The sequence below is a fragment of the Microbispora sp. CA-135349 genome, assembly GCF_050947365.1.
GTDB lineage: Bacteria > Actinomycetota > Actinomycetes > Streptosporangiales > Streptosporangiaceae > Microbispora.
Window position 1 is genome coordinate 171,247 of sequence record NZ_CP192001.1, and the last position, 15,514, is coordinate 186,760.

At 70.9% G+C, this 15,514-nt stretch carries 18 protein-coding genes; 10 read left to right on the forward strand and 8 right to left on the reverse strand.

Annotated elements, in window-relative coordinates:
* Positions 1–31 precede the first annotated feature (31 nt).
* Positions 32–574 (forward strand): DUF6461 domain-containing protein, encoded by a 543-nt coding sequence (locus ACQPZZ_RS00810; RefSeq protein WP_432927980.1) that lies wholly within the window; start codon positions 32–34, stop codon positions 572–574.
* A 226-nt stretch (positions 575–800) separates the two neighbouring features.
* Positions 801–2,159, forward strand: a complete 1,359-nt coding sequence (locus tag ACQPZZ_RS00815; RefSeq protein WP_432927982.1) for a cytochrome P450 family protein — start codon at positions 801–803, stop codon at positions 2,157–2,159.
* Positions 2,160–2,182: 23 nt separating this feature from the next.
* Here the strand turns inward: ACQPZZ_RS00815 and ACQPZZ_RS00820 are convergent, their stop codons facing one another.
* Positions 2,183–2,677 carry a DUF6461 domain-containing protein gene (locus ACQPZZ_RS00820; RefSeq protein ID WP_432927984.1) on the reverse strand — a complete coding sequence of 165 codons (495 nt, stop codon included), beginning with the start codon at positions 2,675–2,677 and terminating at the stop codon, positions 2,183–2,185.
* A 162-nt stretch (positions 2,678–2,839) separates the two neighbouring features.
* Here ACQPZZ_RS00820 and sigJ point away from each other — a divergent pair, with 162 nt between their 5' ends.
* Entirely contained in the window at positions 2,840–3,784 is a 945-nt protein-coding gene (gene sigJ / locus ACQPZZ_RS00825; RefSeq protein ID WP_432927986.1) for an RNA polymerase sigma factor SigJ, read from the forward strand.
* A gap of 91 nt (positions 3,785–3,875) precedes the next feature.
* Complete coding sequence (locus tag ACQPZZ_RS00830; RefSeq protein WP_432927988.1) at positions 3,876–5,153, forward strand: NAD(P)/FAD-dependent oxidoreductase; 1,278 nt, start codon at positions 3,876–3,878, stop codon at positions 5,151–5,153.
* A gap of 97 nt (positions 5,154–5,250) precedes the next feature.
* Here the strand turns inward: ACQPZZ_RS00830 and ACQPZZ_RS00835 are convergent, their stop codons facing one another.
* The gene (locus ACQPZZ_RS00835) at positions 5,251–5,808 is read right to left on the reverse strand and encodes a DinB family protein (RefSeq protein ID WP_432927990.1); all 558 of its coding nucleotides are present in this window, start codon (positions 5,806–5,808) and stop codon (positions 5,251–5,253) included.
* A 94-nt stretch (positions 5,809–5,902) separates the two neighbouring features.
* Here ACQPZZ_RS00835 and ACQPZZ_RS00840 point away from each other — a divergent pair, with 94 nt between their 5' ends.
* Positions 5,903–6,859, forward strand: a complete 957-nt coding sequence (locus ACQPZZ_RS00840) for a helix-turn-helix transcriptional regulator (protein WP_432927992.1) — start codon at positions 5,903–5,905, stop codon at positions 6,857–6,859.
* Between the two features lie 20 nt (positions 6,860–6,879).
* Here ACQPZZ_RS00840 and ACQPZZ_RS00845 read toward each other — a convergent pair whose 3' ends face one another.
* A complete protein-coding gene (locus tag ACQPZZ_RS00845) occupies positions 6,880–7,764 on the reverse strand; it encodes a hypothetical protein (protein WP_432927994.1) in 885 nt (294 codons plus the stop codon).
* A gap of 5 nt (positions 7,765–7,769) precedes the next feature.
* A complete protein-coding gene (locus tag ACQPZZ_RS00850; protein WP_432927996.1) occupies positions 7,770–10,049 on the reverse strand; it encodes an LLM class flavin-dependent oxidoreductase in 2,280 nt (759 codons plus the stop codon).
* A gap of 202 nt (positions 10,050–10,251) precedes the next feature.
* On the opposite strand from ACQPZZ_RS00850, the gene ACQPZZ_RS00855 reads away from it, so the two are divergent.
* A complete protein-coding gene (locus tag ACQPZZ_RS00855; protein ID WP_363635628.1) occupies positions 10,252–10,713 on the forward strand; it encodes a MarR family winged helix-turn-helix transcriptional regulator in 462 nt (153 codons plus the stop codon).
* Between the two features lie 34 nt (positions 10,714–10,747).
* On the opposite strand, the gene ACQPZZ_RS00860 is transcribed toward ACQPZZ_RS00855, so the two are convergent.
* Positions 10,748–11,200: a MarR family winged helix-turn-helix transcriptional regulator gene (locus tag ACQPZZ_RS00860; protein ID WP_432927999.1), complete on the reverse strand. Its 453-nt coding sequence runs from the start codon at positions 11,198–11,200 to the stop codon at positions 10,748–10,750.
* 93 nt (positions 11,201–11,293) lie between these two features.
* Between ACQPZZ_RS00860 and ACQPZZ_RS00865 the strand changes: the two genes are divergently transcribed.
* Complete coding sequence (locus tag ACQPZZ_RS00865) at positions 11,294–11,740, forward strand: SgcJ/EcaC family oxidoreductase (RefSeq protein WP_432928001.1); 447 nt, start codon at positions 11,294–11,296, stop codon at positions 11,738–11,740.
* Between the two features lie 26 nt (positions 11,741–11,766).
* Positions 11,767–12,393, forward strand: coding sequence for an NAD(P)-dependent oxidoreductase (locus tag ACQPZZ_RS00870; protein WP_432928003.1), 627 nt, complete (start codon positions 11,767–11,769; stop codon positions 12,391–12,393).
* 60 nt (positions 12,394–12,453) lie between these two features.
* Here ACQPZZ_RS00870 and ACQPZZ_RS00875 read toward each other — a convergent pair whose 3' ends face one another.
* Positions 12,454–12,900 carry an Lrp/AsnC family transcriptional regulator gene (locus ACQPZZ_RS00875; RefSeq protein ID WP_432928005.1) on the reverse strand — a complete coding sequence of 149 codons (447 nt, stop codon included), beginning with the start codon at positions 12,898–12,900 and terminating at the stop codon, positions 12,454–12,456.
* Positions 12,901–12,993: 93 nt separating this feature from the next.
* Here ACQPZZ_RS00875 and ACQPZZ_RS00880 point away from each other — a divergent pair, with 93 nt between their 5' ends.
* Both ACQPZZ_RS00880 and ACQPZZ_RS00885 read left to right on the forward strand, forming a co-directional pair.
* A complete protein-coding gene (locus ACQPZZ_RS00880) occupies positions 12,994–13,842 on the forward strand; it encodes an LLM class flavin-dependent oxidoreductase (RefSeq protein ID WP_363635618.1) in 849 nt (282 codons plus the stop codon).
* Complete coding sequence (locus ACQPZZ_RS00885) at positions 13,839–14,264, forward strand: nucleoside deaminase (protein ID WP_363635616.1); 426 nt, start codon at positions 13,839–13,841, stop codon at positions 14,262–14,264. The genes ACQPZZ_RS00880 and ACQPZZ_RS00885 overlap by 4 nt, the downstream gene beginning before the upstream one ends.
* 53 nt (positions 14,265–14,317) lie before the next feature.
* Here the strand turns inward: ACQPZZ_RS00885 and ACQPZZ_RS00890 are convergent, their stop codons facing one another.
* Together ACQPZZ_RS00890 and ACQPZZ_RS00895 are read right to left on the reverse strand one after the other, a co-directional pair.
* On the reverse strand, positions 14,318–14,866 hold the full coding sequence (locus ACQPZZ_RS00890; protein ID WP_363635614.1) for a dihydrofolate reductase family protein: 549 nt from the start codon (positions 14,864–14,866) through the stop codon (positions 14,318–14,320).
* A gap of 104 nt (positions 14,867–14,970) precedes the next feature.
* Complete coding sequence (locus ACQPZZ_RS00895; protein WP_432928008.1) at positions 14,971–15,510, reverse strand: NUDIX domain-containing protein; 540 nt, start codon at positions 15,508–15,510, stop codon at positions 14,971–14,973.
* Positions 15,511–15,514 lie beyond the last annotated feature (4 nt).

Here is a 15,514-nt window from a genome sequence, read left to right on the forward strand (position 1 = left end):
TAGCGTGCGACGACCGATCGAGGGAGAGAAGATGGGCGGTGCGACCGCGGCCGATTACGCCTGGCTGCGTGACCGATGGACCGACGGAGTCGGCACCACGACCTTGTGTGTCAATTTCGTCGCCGACCTGTCACCGGATGAGGCACTGCGGCGGTTCGGCGTGGCCCCCGGTACGTCCGGCGAATACACCATCGCGGCGTACGAGGGCACGGGAGGGACGGTCCTCGCCGAAACCGGATGGGCGACCCGTCACAGCAGGCAGTGCGACCCCCTTTCGGCACGCACGAAGGCGGCAACCGTGCACGCCGACATCAAGGGAGCGGAGTTCACCTATGAGGTGGACGACAGTCTGATCACGACCTTCGGACTGCACAGTTACCGCTTCCGCGAGGGCGACGACCCCGACCGGCTCCTTGAGGACGTGCGCGAACTCGGTCTCCTCGACGCGAGCGGCGACCCCGTCCCCGGCGCCCTCGCCCTGGCTTCACGAGCCACCGGAGTCGGCCTCTCCAGGGATCAGTACGCCCGTCCCGTCCTCATCGGTTCGACGGATCACCTGTACGACTTCTTCTGACGATTTCCGTGACGCCCGATGAGCGTGCGTCGCCCTCTGCGCCGGGCGTGGTCGCCGGTCGAGCAGCCCTCGACCGCGGGCTTTGCACGGCCTCGGTGAACTCGCCTATGCCGTACGCGCTGCCGAGCTTGCTTTGGCGAGACACACGTCATCTCCGCCTTTCTGTCACGCATTGCCGGGCTGTCCGGTCAATCGTGTGTATCCCCACCACGGCGAGGAGATGACAGTGAAATCGCGTCTCGACCATCTCGGCGATTCCGCGGCGGGAAAGCCCTCCGGGCCGATCCGTTCGGGCGGCGTGACTCGGCAGCCGGTCCAGGTTCAGGCATCGTCACAGCCCCTCCCGTTCGTCATCGATCCCACCGGCGCCGACCGGCATGCCGAATACCGTGCACTGCGGGCCAGGGGCCCGGCCACTCCCGTGGACATCCTCGGCCTGCGCGCCTGGGCGGTCAGCGACCCCGCGGTCCTCAAGACCCTTCTCACGAGTCCCGACGTCTCCAAGGACGGCCGCGCCCACTACCCGGATTTCCAGCGGACGACCAGCACGTGGCCGCTCGCCCTGTGGATCGAGGTGCAGAGCATGCTCACGGCGTACGGCGCCGACCACCGCAGGTTACGGCGGATGGTCGCTCCCGCCTTCGGCGCACGCCGCATCGCGAAGCTGAAGCCGGTCATCGAGTCCATGGTCGGCGGCTTGGTGGACGACCTCGCCGCGGTGCCCGGCGGTCAGGTGGTGGACCTGCGCGAGCGACTGGCCTTTCCGCTGCCCATCGCCGTGATCGGCCACCTGATGGGCGTGCCGGAAGACCAGCGGGACGGTTTCCGGCAGATCGTCGACCGCGTTTTCGACAGCACGCTCACGCCTGAGCAGGCCCAGGCCAACGTCGTGCGTCTCTACGAGCGCATCGACCAGCTGATCGCCACCAAGCGCGACAACCCCGGCGACGACATGACCTCCTTCCTCATCGCCGCGCGCGACGAGGAGTCGGACGGCACCGGCTTCACCGATCAGGAACTACGCGACACGCTGGTCCTGATGATCAACGCGGGGTACGAGACGACCGTCAACGTCATCGACCAGGCCGTCTTCGCGATGCTGACGTCACCGGAACAGCTTCACCTCGTCCGGACCGGCCAGGCCACCTGGGACGACGTGGTGGAGGAAACCCTCCGCCTCGAGCCGGCCATCAAGTATCTGCCGATGCGCTTCGCCGTCACCGACGTCGAGCTGCCCGACGGACAGGTCATCTCCGCGGGAGACCCCATCCTCGCCGCCTATGGGGCCGCCAACCGTCACCCGGACTGGCACGGGCCGGACGCCGACACCTTCGACGTCACCCGCAGAGCCAAGGACCATCTGGCGTTCGGCTATGGCGTGCACTTCTGCCTGGGCGCTCCTCTGGCCCGCCTCGAAGTCGCCGAAGTCCTGCGCCGGCTCTTCGAGCGTTTCCCCGACATGTCACTCGCGGTGCCTGCCGCAGCGCTGCGGCCGATACCCACCCTCATCAGCAACGGTCACCAGGAACTCCCCGTGTATCTGCGTGAGCCCGGACCTGCGAGCCGCTCGCCGCGTGAGCCGTAGGCCGCCGCGTTCTTCCGCGCTCGTCACGTGCCCGATCCGCCCTTGGGGCCTCTACGCCACGGTACGGCCGGATCGTCGGGGACACGGGTGGTGATCCGAGCTCCCAGCATCGGCCAGGTCAGGTCGTCCTCGCTCACCAGGACACCGCTGACGCGGCCGGCCAGGGCGAGAGCCGCCGCGATCCTGTTGGCGACGGGCTCACCGGGGGCGCGATCGGGGTCCAGCCCGAGCTCGGCCATGTCGGACAGGAGGCGGTCGGGGGCGGCTCCCCAGCGGTCCTCCGGGAACATCGGATCGAAAGACGTGACGAGCTCGCCGTCCACCGAATAGGAGAAACGGTCGTGCCCGTAATCGTGCCGGCAGACGGTGACGGCCTCGCCGCCGTCGCGTGACAACTCCCGCTGGAGTTCCGTGCGGGCGCCCTCCCATCCGCAGTACTCGTACGCCACGGTCCAGCCCGCCAGCCGTCTCACACCGATGATGTCGCAGCAGCCCCGGGTCTCTTCCACGCGTGCCATGACCTCGTCCTCTCCGATCGACGGTGACAATCCAGTGGGCCCGGCACCGCGAGGTGTGAGTGGCGTGCTCGGCGGTGCCCCGGCGACTCCCGGCCCTGAGCGTCTCGTTCGATGCGAGGAGCCCGGACGGCCGATTCGTGCCGCGCGACTTAGGATCGGGGCATGGCTTTGACCCTGGACGACGTCGGCCGCTTCGAGGCGGCCAGGCCGCGTCTGGAGGCCATCGCCTACCGACTGCTCGGCTCCGCCGCGGAGGCCGAGGACGCCGTACAGGAGACGTTCCTGCGCTGGCAGGCCGCCGACGTCGGCCGTGTCGAGGTCCCCGAGGCCTGGCTGACGAAGGTGCTCACCAACCTGTGCGTCAACCAGCTCACCTCCGCGCGGGCGCGCCGCGAGACCTATGTGGGCCAATGGCTGCCCGAGCCGCTGCTCGCCGGCGACCCGATGCTCGGCCCGGCCGACAGCGCCGAGCAGCGTGAATCGGTCTCGTACGCGGTTCTCGCCCTCATGGAGCGTCTGTCTCCCAGTGAGCGGGCGGTGTACGTGCTGCGGGAGGCCTTCGGCTACCCGCACCGGGAGATCGCCGACATCCTCGACATCACCGAGGCCGCCAGCCAGCAGATCTTCCACCGTGCCAGGAAGCACGTCGCGGAGGGCAAGGCCCGCGCCCGGATCGACCAGGTCGCCGCCCGGCGGGTGGTCGAGGAGTTCCTGACGGCCGCCACCAGCGGCCGGATCGAGCCGCTGGTGCGCCTGCTCACCCAGGACGCCATCGCGGTCGGCGACGGCGGCGGGAAGATCCCGGCCCGCACCAAGGCGTTCGAGGGTGCCGTCGCGGTCGCGAAGTTCCTGCGGGGCCTGTTCAGACCGGCCGAGGTCAAGCGCGCCATGATCGGCGGCACGCCCGAGGTCTACATCTGGACCGCGAACGGCGACCCCGCCGTCGTGGCCGTCGTGGACGGCCGGGTCGTGGGCATCATGTGCCTGGAGGTCACCGCCGAGGGCGTCGCCGCGGTCCGCAACCAGATCAATCCCGACAAGCTCGAACGCGCGACCACGCGGTGGGCCGCTACCGACCACGGAGAACCCCTGTTCACGGCCCTCTGATCGCTATGTGAGGTGCTTCACACCACGACCTTGTCAGGAAACGGCGCGCTGTCCGGTTCAGGTGGCACATCGCGGAAGACAGGAGACGGGCATGCAGCACCGCATCATCGTCCTCGGAGCCGGATACACCGGAGCCATCGCCGCCGGGCGACTGTCCAAGCGGCTCCGCCGCGAGGACGTCGCCATCACGCTCGTCAACGCCGAGCCCGACTTCGTCGAACGCGTCCGCATGCACCAGCTGGCGGCCGGGCAGGATCTCACCCCCCGGCCGTTGGGCGAGATGTTCGCGGGCACCGGCGTCGAAGTCAGGCTCGCGAGGGTCACCGGCGTCGACGTCGACCGCAAGACCGTCGCCGTCGTCGACGCGAACGGCGCGAGCCCGACCGCGCCCGGGTCCGGCGCCGGCTCGATCGCGCCCGGGTCCGGCGCCGGCTCGATCGCGCCCGGGTCCGGCGCCGAAGAGCTCGCCTACGACACCCTCGTCTACGCCCTCGGCAGCGGCTGGAACGCGCAAGGCGTCCGCGGGGCCGCCGAGCACGCCTACGACATCGCCGGCCGCGCCGGAGCGCTCCGGCTGCGCGAACGCCTGGCCCGCCTGACCGCCGGGCAGACCGTGGTCGTCGTCGGTGGCGGCCTCACCGGTCTGGAGGCCGCGGCCGAGATCGCCGAGACCCGTCCCGACCTCGACGTCACCCTGGTGGCCGACGGCGACCTCGGCGACTGGCTCTCGCCGAAGGGCCGCGAGCACCTGCGGAAGGTCTTCCACACGCTCGGGATCACCGTGCACGAGCACACCGTCGTCACCGGCATCGACGCCGATCGTGTCGTCACCGCCGACGGTACGCCCATCCCGGCCGCGGTCACCGTGCTGACCACCGGCTTCGCGGTCCACCCGATCGCGAAGGAGACCACACTGGAGGTCACCGGCACCGGTCAGATCGTGGTCGACGAGACCATGCGTTCCGTCTCGCACCCCGACGTGTACGCCGTCGGCGACGCGGCCATGGCGATGGGCCCGGGAAACAAGCCGCTGCGGATGTCGTGCGCCTCCGGCACTCCGGCCGCATGGCAGGCCGCCGACGCCATCGCGGCACGCCTGACCGGCGGAAAGCTCCCCAATGCGCCGATCCGCTACTTCAACCAGTGCATCTCGCTGGGCCGCAAGGAGGGGCTGATCCAGTACGTCACGGCCGACGACCGGGCCGTGCCGGCGGTCCTGACCGGACGGCTCGCCGCCGTCTACAAGGAGCTCATCTGCAAGGGCGCGGCCTGGGCCGTGGCCAACCCGATGCTCGGTCTGCCGGCCCGGCGCCGCCCTGTCACGAGGGAACGGGCGGCGGCGGGCCACATCGTCAAGGAAGCGGCGTAGAGACGAGGCGACACCGTGGTCATCACCTCGTCCACCCGGCCACGGTCACTTCGGGAGCGGCCGGCGCGGTCGCCGCGGCATCGGCGGAAGCCCCGCGTCAGCCCATGCTTTTGGCGCCGTCCAGGGACTCGCGGATGATGTCGGCGTGGCCGGCGTGCTGCGCGGTTTCGGCGATGATGTGCATCAGCGCCCGCCGGGCCGACCATCGCGCGCCGGCCTCGAACCACGGGGCCTTCGGCAGCGGCCAGGTCACGTCCAGGTCGGGCAGGCCGGCCACCAGTTCGTCCGTACGGCGAGCCACCTCGGCGTAGCCGGCCAGCACGCCGGCGAGTGTCTCGCCGGGCAGCATCCGGAACTGGCCGGCCCACGCGGCCCAGTCGGCCTCGGTCATGGCGGTGGCGTCGCCCATCGCCGACGGGCCCTCCACGATGAAGTTCGCCCAGTTCCGCTCGGTCAGGGTGACGTGCTTGATCAGGCCGCCCAGGCACAGCTCGCTGGCGGTGGTCCGCCGCCCGGCCTGCTCGTCGGTGAGGTCGCGGGTGGTGAGGCGCAGGAAGTGGCGGGTCTTGGCCAGCATCGCCAGCAGGTCGGCGCGCTCGCCGCTGCCGGCCGGCGTGCCGGCGTGGTCGGAGGTGGCCGGCTCGTTGACGGTCACAATCGTCTGCCTTCCGTTGTTCCGCTCGGTCGAGGACCACGCTAGGAGCCATAACGGTCACTTTCTGACCTGAATCGACGAGACAATCGCGACCATGGCGAACACCAGCACGCGGACACTGCGGCTGCTCTCCCTGCTCCAGACGCACCGCTACTGGCAGGGCGGTGAACTGGCCGAACGGTTGGGAGTCTCCGTACGCACCCTGCGCCGGGACATCGACCGGCTGCGTGAGCTGGGCTATCCGGTCGAGGCGCAGCGCGGTGTCGACGGCGGTTACCAGCTCGCCGCGGGCGCCGCGCTGCCGCCGCTGGTGATCGACGACGAGGAGGCGGTCGCGCTGGCCGTGGGACTGCAGACCGCCGTCCAGGGGGCGGTGGAGGGCATCGCCGAGTCCTCGGTGCGGGTGCTGGCCAAGGTGGTGCAGGTGATGCCCACCCGGCTGCGGCACAGGGTCGAGGCGCTGCGGACGATGACCGTACCCGCCGGGTGGGACGGCCAGGCCGCGACGAGCGTCGACCCGGACGTGCTCACCACGGTCGCGCTGGCATGCCGGGACCATGAACGGCTTCGCTTCACCTACACCTCCGCGGACGGCCGGCGGACGGACCGGCAGGTCGAGCCGCACCGGCTGGTCCGTCTCGGCCGCCGCTGGTATCTGGTCGGGTACGACCTCACCCGGCACGACTGGCGGAATTTCCGGGTCGACCGGCTGGTCGAGCCCGAGGGGACCGGCTCCCGGTTCCGCCCCCGGGACCTGCCCGCCGCCGACGCCGCCGAGTTCGTCCGCGCCGCCATGGACAACCTGCCCCGTCCGTACCGGGTGGAGGTGCTCGCCGAGGCTCCGGCGGCCACCGTGCGCCAACGGATCGGCCACTGGTGCACGGTCGAGGAGGTCGACGCCGGACGCTGCCGGATCCGGATGGTCACCCACTCCTTGCACTGGCCGGCGATGGCACTGGGGATGGCCGGCGCGGAGTTCCGCGTCCTCGCCCCGCCCGAACTGCGCGACGAGATCCAAGAGTGGGGGGCCCGGTTCCAACGGGCCTGCTGACACCCGGACTGGGAGTGGCTCTACCAGTCGCGTACCGCGTTCACGCCCGTGGCGAGCATGTCCGCCGCCGATTCGAGCCGTACGCCGAGAGCCGCTTCGGCGTCACTCACCATGACGTCGAGGGCGGCGAAGAGCTCCTCGCGTTCCTCGGTCTCGATGAACCCCGTCCGGCGGTCGAGCAGGTTGAAGCCCTCGCCGTACTCGCGGCCGATCTCGTACAGCCGGGCCGCGCGGTCCTCCGGAGAGCCGTCGGACAGGGCCGTGATCAGTGCCGCCCGTGTCTTCCTGTACTGCGCCACGGCCTTTCTGAAGCAGGTTCTGCTGATCTGCTCCCGGCCATCCCAGTCGCGCAACGGGTTGCCGCGGTTCTCCGCGACCCATTCGGGTGTGCGGGCAGCGGTGATGTCGACGTAGGTGCCGTACGCGATCTGGGGGCGCCATCTCGACCGCATCGCCACGGCGTACTCGCGCGGAATGCCGCGCAGGCACAAGAACTCCAGTGCGGGAACGCGTTCGGGCAGCAGAGCGTCGGAAGCGCTCATGCCGAAGAGATCGGTGATCCACAGATGTCGGAGCGACGCCAGCCGATTGAGACCCGACGCGTGGACGAGCAGGCCGAGGTCGCCGGACAGGCAGAGCGTTCTCAGCTCGGGAAAGCGCTCGGCGAGCCGGTCGCAGTCGAGCGACTCGACCCGCGTGACGCGCAGGTGACGGACGTCGTGCCGGGGTTCACCGGGGTCGTACGTCATCCGGTCGAGGTCGGCGCCCGTGGTGCTCATCTCGTGCGGATCCGACCAGGGGCCGCGCTCGTCCCTGTCCCAGCGCCTCTGCCGAGCGAGCTGGTCGCCGAGCCGCCATCCGATCGAGTACGCCTGTGCGGGCTCGGCGCGAAGGGTAGTCGGCATGCGGATCATGACGTTCGGTCGTCCGCCGGCTGGATGGGGAAGTTCGCGTGGAACACGTTGTCCGGGTCGTAGGCGCGTTTGACCTGCCGCAGCCGGGCGAGGTTGGTCTCGCCGAACGCGTCGAGCAGCCGCTCGGGCCGGGTGTCGGTGTCGAAGGAGAGGTAGAGGCCGTCGGTGTACGGCGCGACCTCGGCGTCCCACGCGGCATTCAGGGCCGGCTGCGCGGCGCCCATGGCCGTGAGCAGGAAGTTCTGGTGCCGGTGCGGATACGCGGTCGCGTCGGGAGCCAGGTCGTGCGCGGCGCCACCGGTGGCGCGTATCTGCAGGAAGTAGGACAGGCCGGAGCGCGCCATTCTGTCGAAGGCGCGGCTCACGTCTCCGTCGAGATGGGTGACAAGGCCGGAACGTACGGCGGGGCTGCCGCCGCCGGTGTGGTGCTTTTCGGCCGGCTGCACCACGCCCGAATAGGGCAGCACGTATCCCTGGTGCCCCAGCAGCGGGCCGGCCTCGGCGAGCCGTTCGAGCTCGCTCACCGCGGCCTCGGTGTCCGCTCCGGCGTACACGGTCATGAGCTGGGCGACCGCGTCCTGGCCGCGGCGCGCCGGGGAGAGGATGAGGAAGCTCGTCAGCTCACGCGGGGCCTTCTCCACGGCCGCGCCCCAGCGCTCGAGCAGCCCGGCCGTGTCGCGGGCGTCCAGGGTCATCTGGGAGAAGACGACGTCGCCGAGCTCCATCGCCTCGACCTCGACCCAGGTCACCACTCCGAGGTTGCCCCCGGCGCCGCGCAGGCCCCAGAACAGGTCGGGGTTCTCCTCTTGGGAGGCACGCAGCACCCGCCCGTCGGCGGTCACGACCTCCGCCGCGACGACGTGGTCGATCGTCAGGCCGAATTTGCGCCCGAGCAGGCCGACGCCGCCCGTCGTCGCGAGGCCGCCCACGCCCACGCCGCCGAAGTCGCCCGAGCTGATCGCCCATCCGCGCGGCACCAGGGCCTCGGCCACCTCGCCCCAGGTCGCGCCCGCGCCCAGCCGTACCCTGCGCGTGGCCGGATCCACGACTTCGACGGCGTTGAGCGCGCCGACGTCGAGCACGATGCCGCCGTCGTTCGTGGAACGGCCGCTGATCCCGTGCCCGCCGGAGCGTACGCCGAGCGGCACGTCCTGGGAGCGGGCGTACGCGAGGCCCTCGACGACCTGGGCGGCCGTCCGGGGACGCAGCACCAGGCCGGGAGACCCCGCGCGCAGGTAGTTGTGCCGCACGGACTCGTAGGCGCGGTCGCCGGGCTCGACGGCGTCGGCCGCGAGGCTCGCCGGCACCTTGTCGTAGTCGATGCCGTCGCGGCGCAGCGCGATCGCGGCGGCGCCGCGGCGGGCGGCTGCGGAGACGGTGCCGGCGGCCGCCCGCTCGCGTGCCACCGCGTCCCGTACGGCGGGGGCGATCTCCTCGCCGTACGTCTGGATGAGCCGCGGGTCGTCCGTACCCAGGATGAACGTGCCGACGCCGTCCTCCAGCGCCAGAGCGGTCAGCTCCTCCACCCACTGCCCGACCGGCCCCTGCAGGAAGCCCTGACGGGCCTCGGTGACCGCACCACCGATGTTCAGCAGGCGGCGCACCTGCGCCGGGTCGCGCCCGGCCTCCTCGGCGGCCTCGTCGATGATCGTGTTGCCACGCCGCAGGTCGCCGTCCTTGAGGTAGGCGAGCGAGGGCAGCCAGCCGTCGGCCTCGCGCGCCACCAGGCGCAGCATCCGCGGCTTGTAGGCGCCGAGCCAGATCGGGATGTCGTGCGCGGGGGCCGGGCCGCGCTTGGCACCGGCGACGTGGTGATGCTCGCCGTCGACGCGCAGGATGCGGCGCTCGCTGACGTCCCAGATGCCGCGGATGATTTCGATGGCCTCCTCCAGCGCGGTCACGGACTCGGCCGGCGTCAGGCGGGTGCCGCCCATCGACTCGATCGCGTCCCAGAAGCCGCCCGCGCCGATGCCGAGTGCGAACCGGCCGCCGGAGAGGAGGTCGAGCGAGGCCGCGGCGCGGGCCAGCACGGCCGGCGGACGCAGCGGCAGGTTCAGCACGTTGCCGGAGACCGTGATGCGCTCGGTGCGCGCGGCCACCCAGGACAGCAGCGTCCAGGTGTCCAGGAACCCCGGCTGGTACGGATGGTCCTGGAAAGTCGCGAGATCCAGTCCGGCGGCCTCGGAGACCTGTGCGAGCCGGACCGGCCCCTGCGGGTCCTTGTTCTGCGGGGTGAGGAACGTGCCGAAGGCCAGTTCGTGGCCGTAGTCCGTCATGCCGGGCCTCTCGGAGAAGTAATCTGTCGAACAGACGATATGCGGCACAACTTATCGGAGCATCATCGTATTCCGGGTTAGAGTGGTCGATGTGACCACTCGCGAACCCGCCGACTCCACGACGTCGTCATCGCAGGGTTCGTCATCGCAGGGTTCGTCATCACACGGTTCGTCATCACACGGTTCGTCATCACAGGGTTCCGTGCTCGGGTGGTCCCTCACCGTGCTGCTGCGGGAGTGGAGCGCGCGGGTCGAGGACGCCTCACGCGACCTGCCGCACGGCGTGCGCGGCTACCAGGTGCTCTCCGCGGTCGTGCACGACGCCCCGCCCACGCAGGCCGCGCTCGCCGCCCGCCTCGGCATCGACCGCACGGTCATGACCTATCTGCTCGACAAGTTCGAGGGGTGCGATCTCCTGGAGCGCCGGCAGGACCCGTCCGACCGCCGGGCGCGGCGCATCGTGCCGACCGACCACGGCCGGCGGGTCCTCGCCGAAGTGGACGCGCGCGTCGCGCAGGCCGAGGACGAGTTGCTCTCCACCCTCCCGCCCGAGGACCGGCATGTCCTCCGGGCGCTGCTGGAGCACGCCGCGACCGGGGCGGCCCCCGGCGAGGACCGCTGCGCCGCCGTCGCGAGATCGGCCGGACTGACGCAGGAGGCATGACCCGGTCCGGCTCGTCCCGGCCGGTCGGCGTCCGTCAGCCGGTCTGTCTGCCGTGAAGCTCCGCGGTGGCCTCCAGATACGCGTCTGCGGCGCGGGCGAAGTAGTCGAACAGGACGGCCCGCTGCTCGGGCGAGTAGCCCTGGACGATGGCGCCGATCTTCCGGCGGGCCGGGGCCAGTGCCTCGTCGAGGCCGCCGGGCTGGGCGACGAGTTCGACGATGACCTTGCGGCGGTCGTCCGGGTCGGGCGCGCGGCGCACGTAGCCTGCCTGCTCGAGACGGTCGATCAGCCGGGTCGTGGGCCCGGTGGTCAGGCCGGTGCGCCGGCCGAGCTCGCCGGGGGTCATCGCGCCGCCCAGCCCCAGGATGTTCAGCGCGTACAGGTCGGTCGCGCCCAGGCCGACGGCCTTGGCGCCGGCGTGACCGTGCAGCATCACGGCGCTGAGGTAGCGCCGGTACACCGCTCCCGCGTCGTCGGCTGTTGACACGTCCTCACTCCTTTCCTTAATCTCTTCCTCAGAGAAGAGAAATCTTCTGAGAAGCAAATGCTTGGAAGAAGCTATCACGAGAGGGTATGGCTCATGAACGCCTCCGTCGCCGCCGACACCGCCGCTGTCACCGCCGTCTTGGACCGTCTCACCGCCGCCTGGAACGCCGGGGACGGCGCCGCCTACGGCGCTGAGTTCACCGCGGACGCCACTTACATCACCTACGTCGGCACCCTCTACGTCGGCGGTGCCGAGATCGGCAGCGCCCACCAGGCGCTTTTCGGCAGCTTTCTCAAGGGCACCCGGCTCGCCTGCGAGATCGCCGGCATCCGCTTCGCCGGCCCGGACACCGCTCTGGTCGTCACCCGCGGCGACGTCCACAAGGGCAGGCCCGGCAAGCTGGGCAAGATCCAGACCTACACGCTGGTCCGCCAGGCGGACGGCGGCTGGAAGGTCGCCGCCTTCCAGAACACCAAGCACAAGGCCCTCATGGAGGCCATCTCCTTCCGGGCTCAGCCCGCCACCAAGCCCGCCGCCTGATCAGCACCGACCGGAGGGGGACTCCCATGGCCCGTCTCGCCGTGGTCGGCGCCACCGGCCGCACCGGCCGCCTCGTCGTCGAACGCGCCCTGGCGGCCGGGCACCACGTGACCGCCGTCGCCCGCCGCCCCGAGAACCTCGGCCTCGACCATCCGCGCCTCACCCGCAGCGCCGCCGACGTGCTCGACCCCGGCGCGCTCCGCGACGCCCTCACCGGACTGCGTGTCGTGGTCTCCGCGCTCGGCTCGGCCGGGCGGGGACCCACCACCGTCTACTCGGCCGGGACGGCCGCGATCGTCGCGGCGCTGCCGCCGGACGCCCGTCTCATGGTGATCTCGTCCGCCGGTCTCGCGGTCCCGGCGGACGCCGGACCGGGAACCCGGCTGCTCGGACGTGTGCTGCATCGCCTGATGCGGGACACGTACGCCGACATGGCCCGCATGGAAGAGCTGCTCGCCGGGAGCGGCCTCAGGTGGACGGCGGTGCGGCCGACCGGCCTGACCGACCGGCCTGGCACGGGCCGTCCGCGCGTCTCGATCGGCGCGACCGGGCGTGTCGGCAACCGTACCTCCCGCGCCGATCTGGCCGCCTTCGTGGTGGACCGCCTCGACGACCCGTCGACCTTCTGCCGTCCCGTCGCGGTCTCGTCCTGAGCGCGTGCTCGCTCGTTCCTCAGTCCGGCCCGGCGGCGCGACCCTCAGGCTCGCTCGATGTCACGGGGCGTGCGGTCCCCGATACGAAAGGGTCTCGCTGTAGACGATGTTGGTGGTGGTGCTGCCGAACTGCGCGAGCTCGTCCACCACCTTCTCCAGGTGGGCCATGGAGGTCGCGGCGACCTTGAGCGTGTAGCAGTCGTCGCCGGTGGTGCGCAGGCACTCGAGGATCTCCGTACGCTCGCCGAGCAGCCGGTGCAGCGGCTCGTGCCGGCTGCCCGGATATTTCAGCCGCACCACGGCGAGCACGGCGTATCCGGCCTTTCCCAGGTCGACGACCGCACGGTAGCCGCTGATGACGCCGGCCGCCTCCATGCGCCGCACCCGCTCGGTGGTCGCGGAGGCGCTGAGGCTCACCCGCCGGGCCAGCTCGGTGAGCGGTACGCGGCCGTCGCGCTGCAGCTCGGCCAGGATCGACCAGTCCGTCGCGTCAAGAGTCTCGGCCATCGGCCGAATATACCGTGGGATCCACGGCGAAATCGCCTCTAACCAGGGGGTTCTTTCTTCCGGACGGCCTGATCGACTGAATACGCTGGTCCGGTGAAATTAGGCGTCAACGTCCCGAATTTCGGGCCGGGCACCCGGCCGGACGTGCTGCGGGGCTGGGCCGAGACGGCCGAGGGGCTCGGGTTCGACCTGCTCATGGTCTCCGATCACGTCGTGGTGACCCCCGACGTGGCCGAGCAGTATCCCGGGCCGTTCTATGAGCCCTTCACCACGCTGTCCTGGCTCGCCGGGATCACCACCCGGATCAGGCTCGGCACCACCGTGCTGATCCTGCCCTACCGGCACCCGCTGCTGACCGCCCGGATGGCGGCCAATCTCCAGGACCTCAGCGGGGGACGGCTGGTTCTCGGCGTGGGCGTGGGCTGGGCCCGGCAGGAGTTCGAGGCGCTCGGCGTGCCGTACGGGCGGCGCGGCGCGCTCACCGACGAGCACCTGCGGGCGATGCGCCTGGCCTGGCAGGGGGAGGAGGACTACCGGGCCGGGCGCATCCCGATCTGGGTCGGCGGCGGCGGCGACGCCGCTCTCCGCCGGGCGGTGCTCCTCGGCGACGCCTGGCACCCGCTGCGCTTCACGCTCCCGTGGCTCGACGAGCGGATGGGCCGGCTGGCCGCGGTGGCGGAAAGCCTGGGGCGCCCCGTCCCCGTCCTGGCCCCGCGCATCCTGCTGCGGATAACCGGCGCACCGGTGAGCGGCGAGGGACGCCGGGCCGGTGAGGGCACCATCGACCAGGTCATGGACGACCTGGAACGGCTGCGTCTCCTGGGTGCGGAGACCGTGCTCCTCGATCCCTTCTGCGGGGACCCCGAGGAGACGAACCATCCGGAGACGGCCTGGCACATGCTCGAAACAGTGGCCGCGTACACGAAAGCGGAGCATTCATGACACCCCACGACGAGAAGTTCCTGCGCAGGGCTATCGAGCTGGCGGCCGGGGCCCGGGCGGGCGGTAACCCGCCGTTCGGCTCGCTGCTGGTGGGCCCGGACGGCGACGTGCTCGCCGAGGAGCGCAACACCACGCTCACCGATTCCGACATCACGGCTCATCCCGAGCTGAAGCTCGCCCGCTGGGCCGCCCGCGAGCTCGACTCGGCCACCGCGGCCGGTACGACCATGTACACAAGCTGCCAGCCGTGCGGCATGTGCGCGGGCGCCATCGAGCGCTCCGGGCTCGGCCGGGTCGTCTTCGCGCTCTCCGGCGAGCAGCTCGGAACGCTCAAGCCGCCCGCCGGCCCATCGTCCTTCCGGCAGGAGGGGCCGGCGCTCTTCGAGGAGGCACGCGTACCGGTCGAGGGCTACTACGTCTGACGGCGGTGCCGCCGGACGCCCCGGCCGGCCCGCTAGACCGGGCGGGGCGTCCGTCAGCCGGCGTCCGGCACGAAGGACAGGTTGAGCACGCCGGTCTTGAACGTCTCGGACTTCACCAGCTTCAGCTTGTGCGTGGGGCCGTCCTCGAACAGCCGCTGCCCGTGGCCGACGACGATCGGGTGGACGAGCAGGTTCAGCTCGTCGAGCAGCCCGTTGTCGAGGAGCCACCGCACGGTCGTCGCACTGCCGGACATCTGGAGGTCGCCGCCCTGGATCTGCTCCTTGAGCTCGCGCAACCGGGCCGCGACGTCGCCGTTGACGACGGTGGTGTTGTTCCAGTCCGCCTTCTCCAGGGAGTTCGACACGACGTACTTGGGGGCGCTGTTGAAGACCGCGGCGATCTCCGGGTCCTGGTCCGTCGTCGTCCAGTAGGCGGACCACTCCTCGTACAGCTTGCGGCCCATCAGCATGCCGGCCGAGGTCTGCATGCCCGCCTGGATCACGGCGCCCATCTCGTCGTTCCAGTACGGGAAGTGCCACTGGTCGGGCGACTCGACGACGCCGTCGAGGGAGATGAAGAAGTTCGCGACGATCCTGGCCACTTGCTTCGCTCCTAATGTCGTAGAACTGACTGCGAATGAAAGGCTAGGGGGAAGCCCCCGCCCCGGTCTTGTACAGAAACGACACCGGCCGTACGGCGCCGCGATCACTTTCGGCGGAGCCGCCAGAGCATGTAGGCGGCGACGGACGACGAGTCGCTGACGACGCCGTCGAGGATCATCTGCTCGAACTCGGTGCGGTGCACCCACCGCTGGCGCATGTCCTGCTCGGTGTGCTCGCGGCGGGGCTCACCCCTGGTGAGGCCGGTCGCCCAGTAGACGTGCAGCCCCTGGTCGGTCATCCCGTGGGCGCTGTCCATGCGCCCCAGGTAGCGCAGCCGGTCGGCCAGGAGCCCGGCCTCCTCCACCAGCTCACGCCGGGCTTCGTCCTCGCGGGTGTCCGCCTCGGCCACTCCCTGGGGAAAACTCCACGAGCGGCGGCCGATCGGATACCGGTACTCCTCCACGAGGTGGAAGCCGTCGTCCTCTTCCGGCACGATCAGGACGAAGTCGGGCCTGACCACATACCCGTACAGGCCGGGAGACCCGTCGGGGTGCTCGACCGCGTCCTCTCGCACCGTCATCCACGGGTTGCTGTAGACGATGCGAGAGGAGACCTGCCGGATCACGGGCTGCGCTTCGGTCATGTGG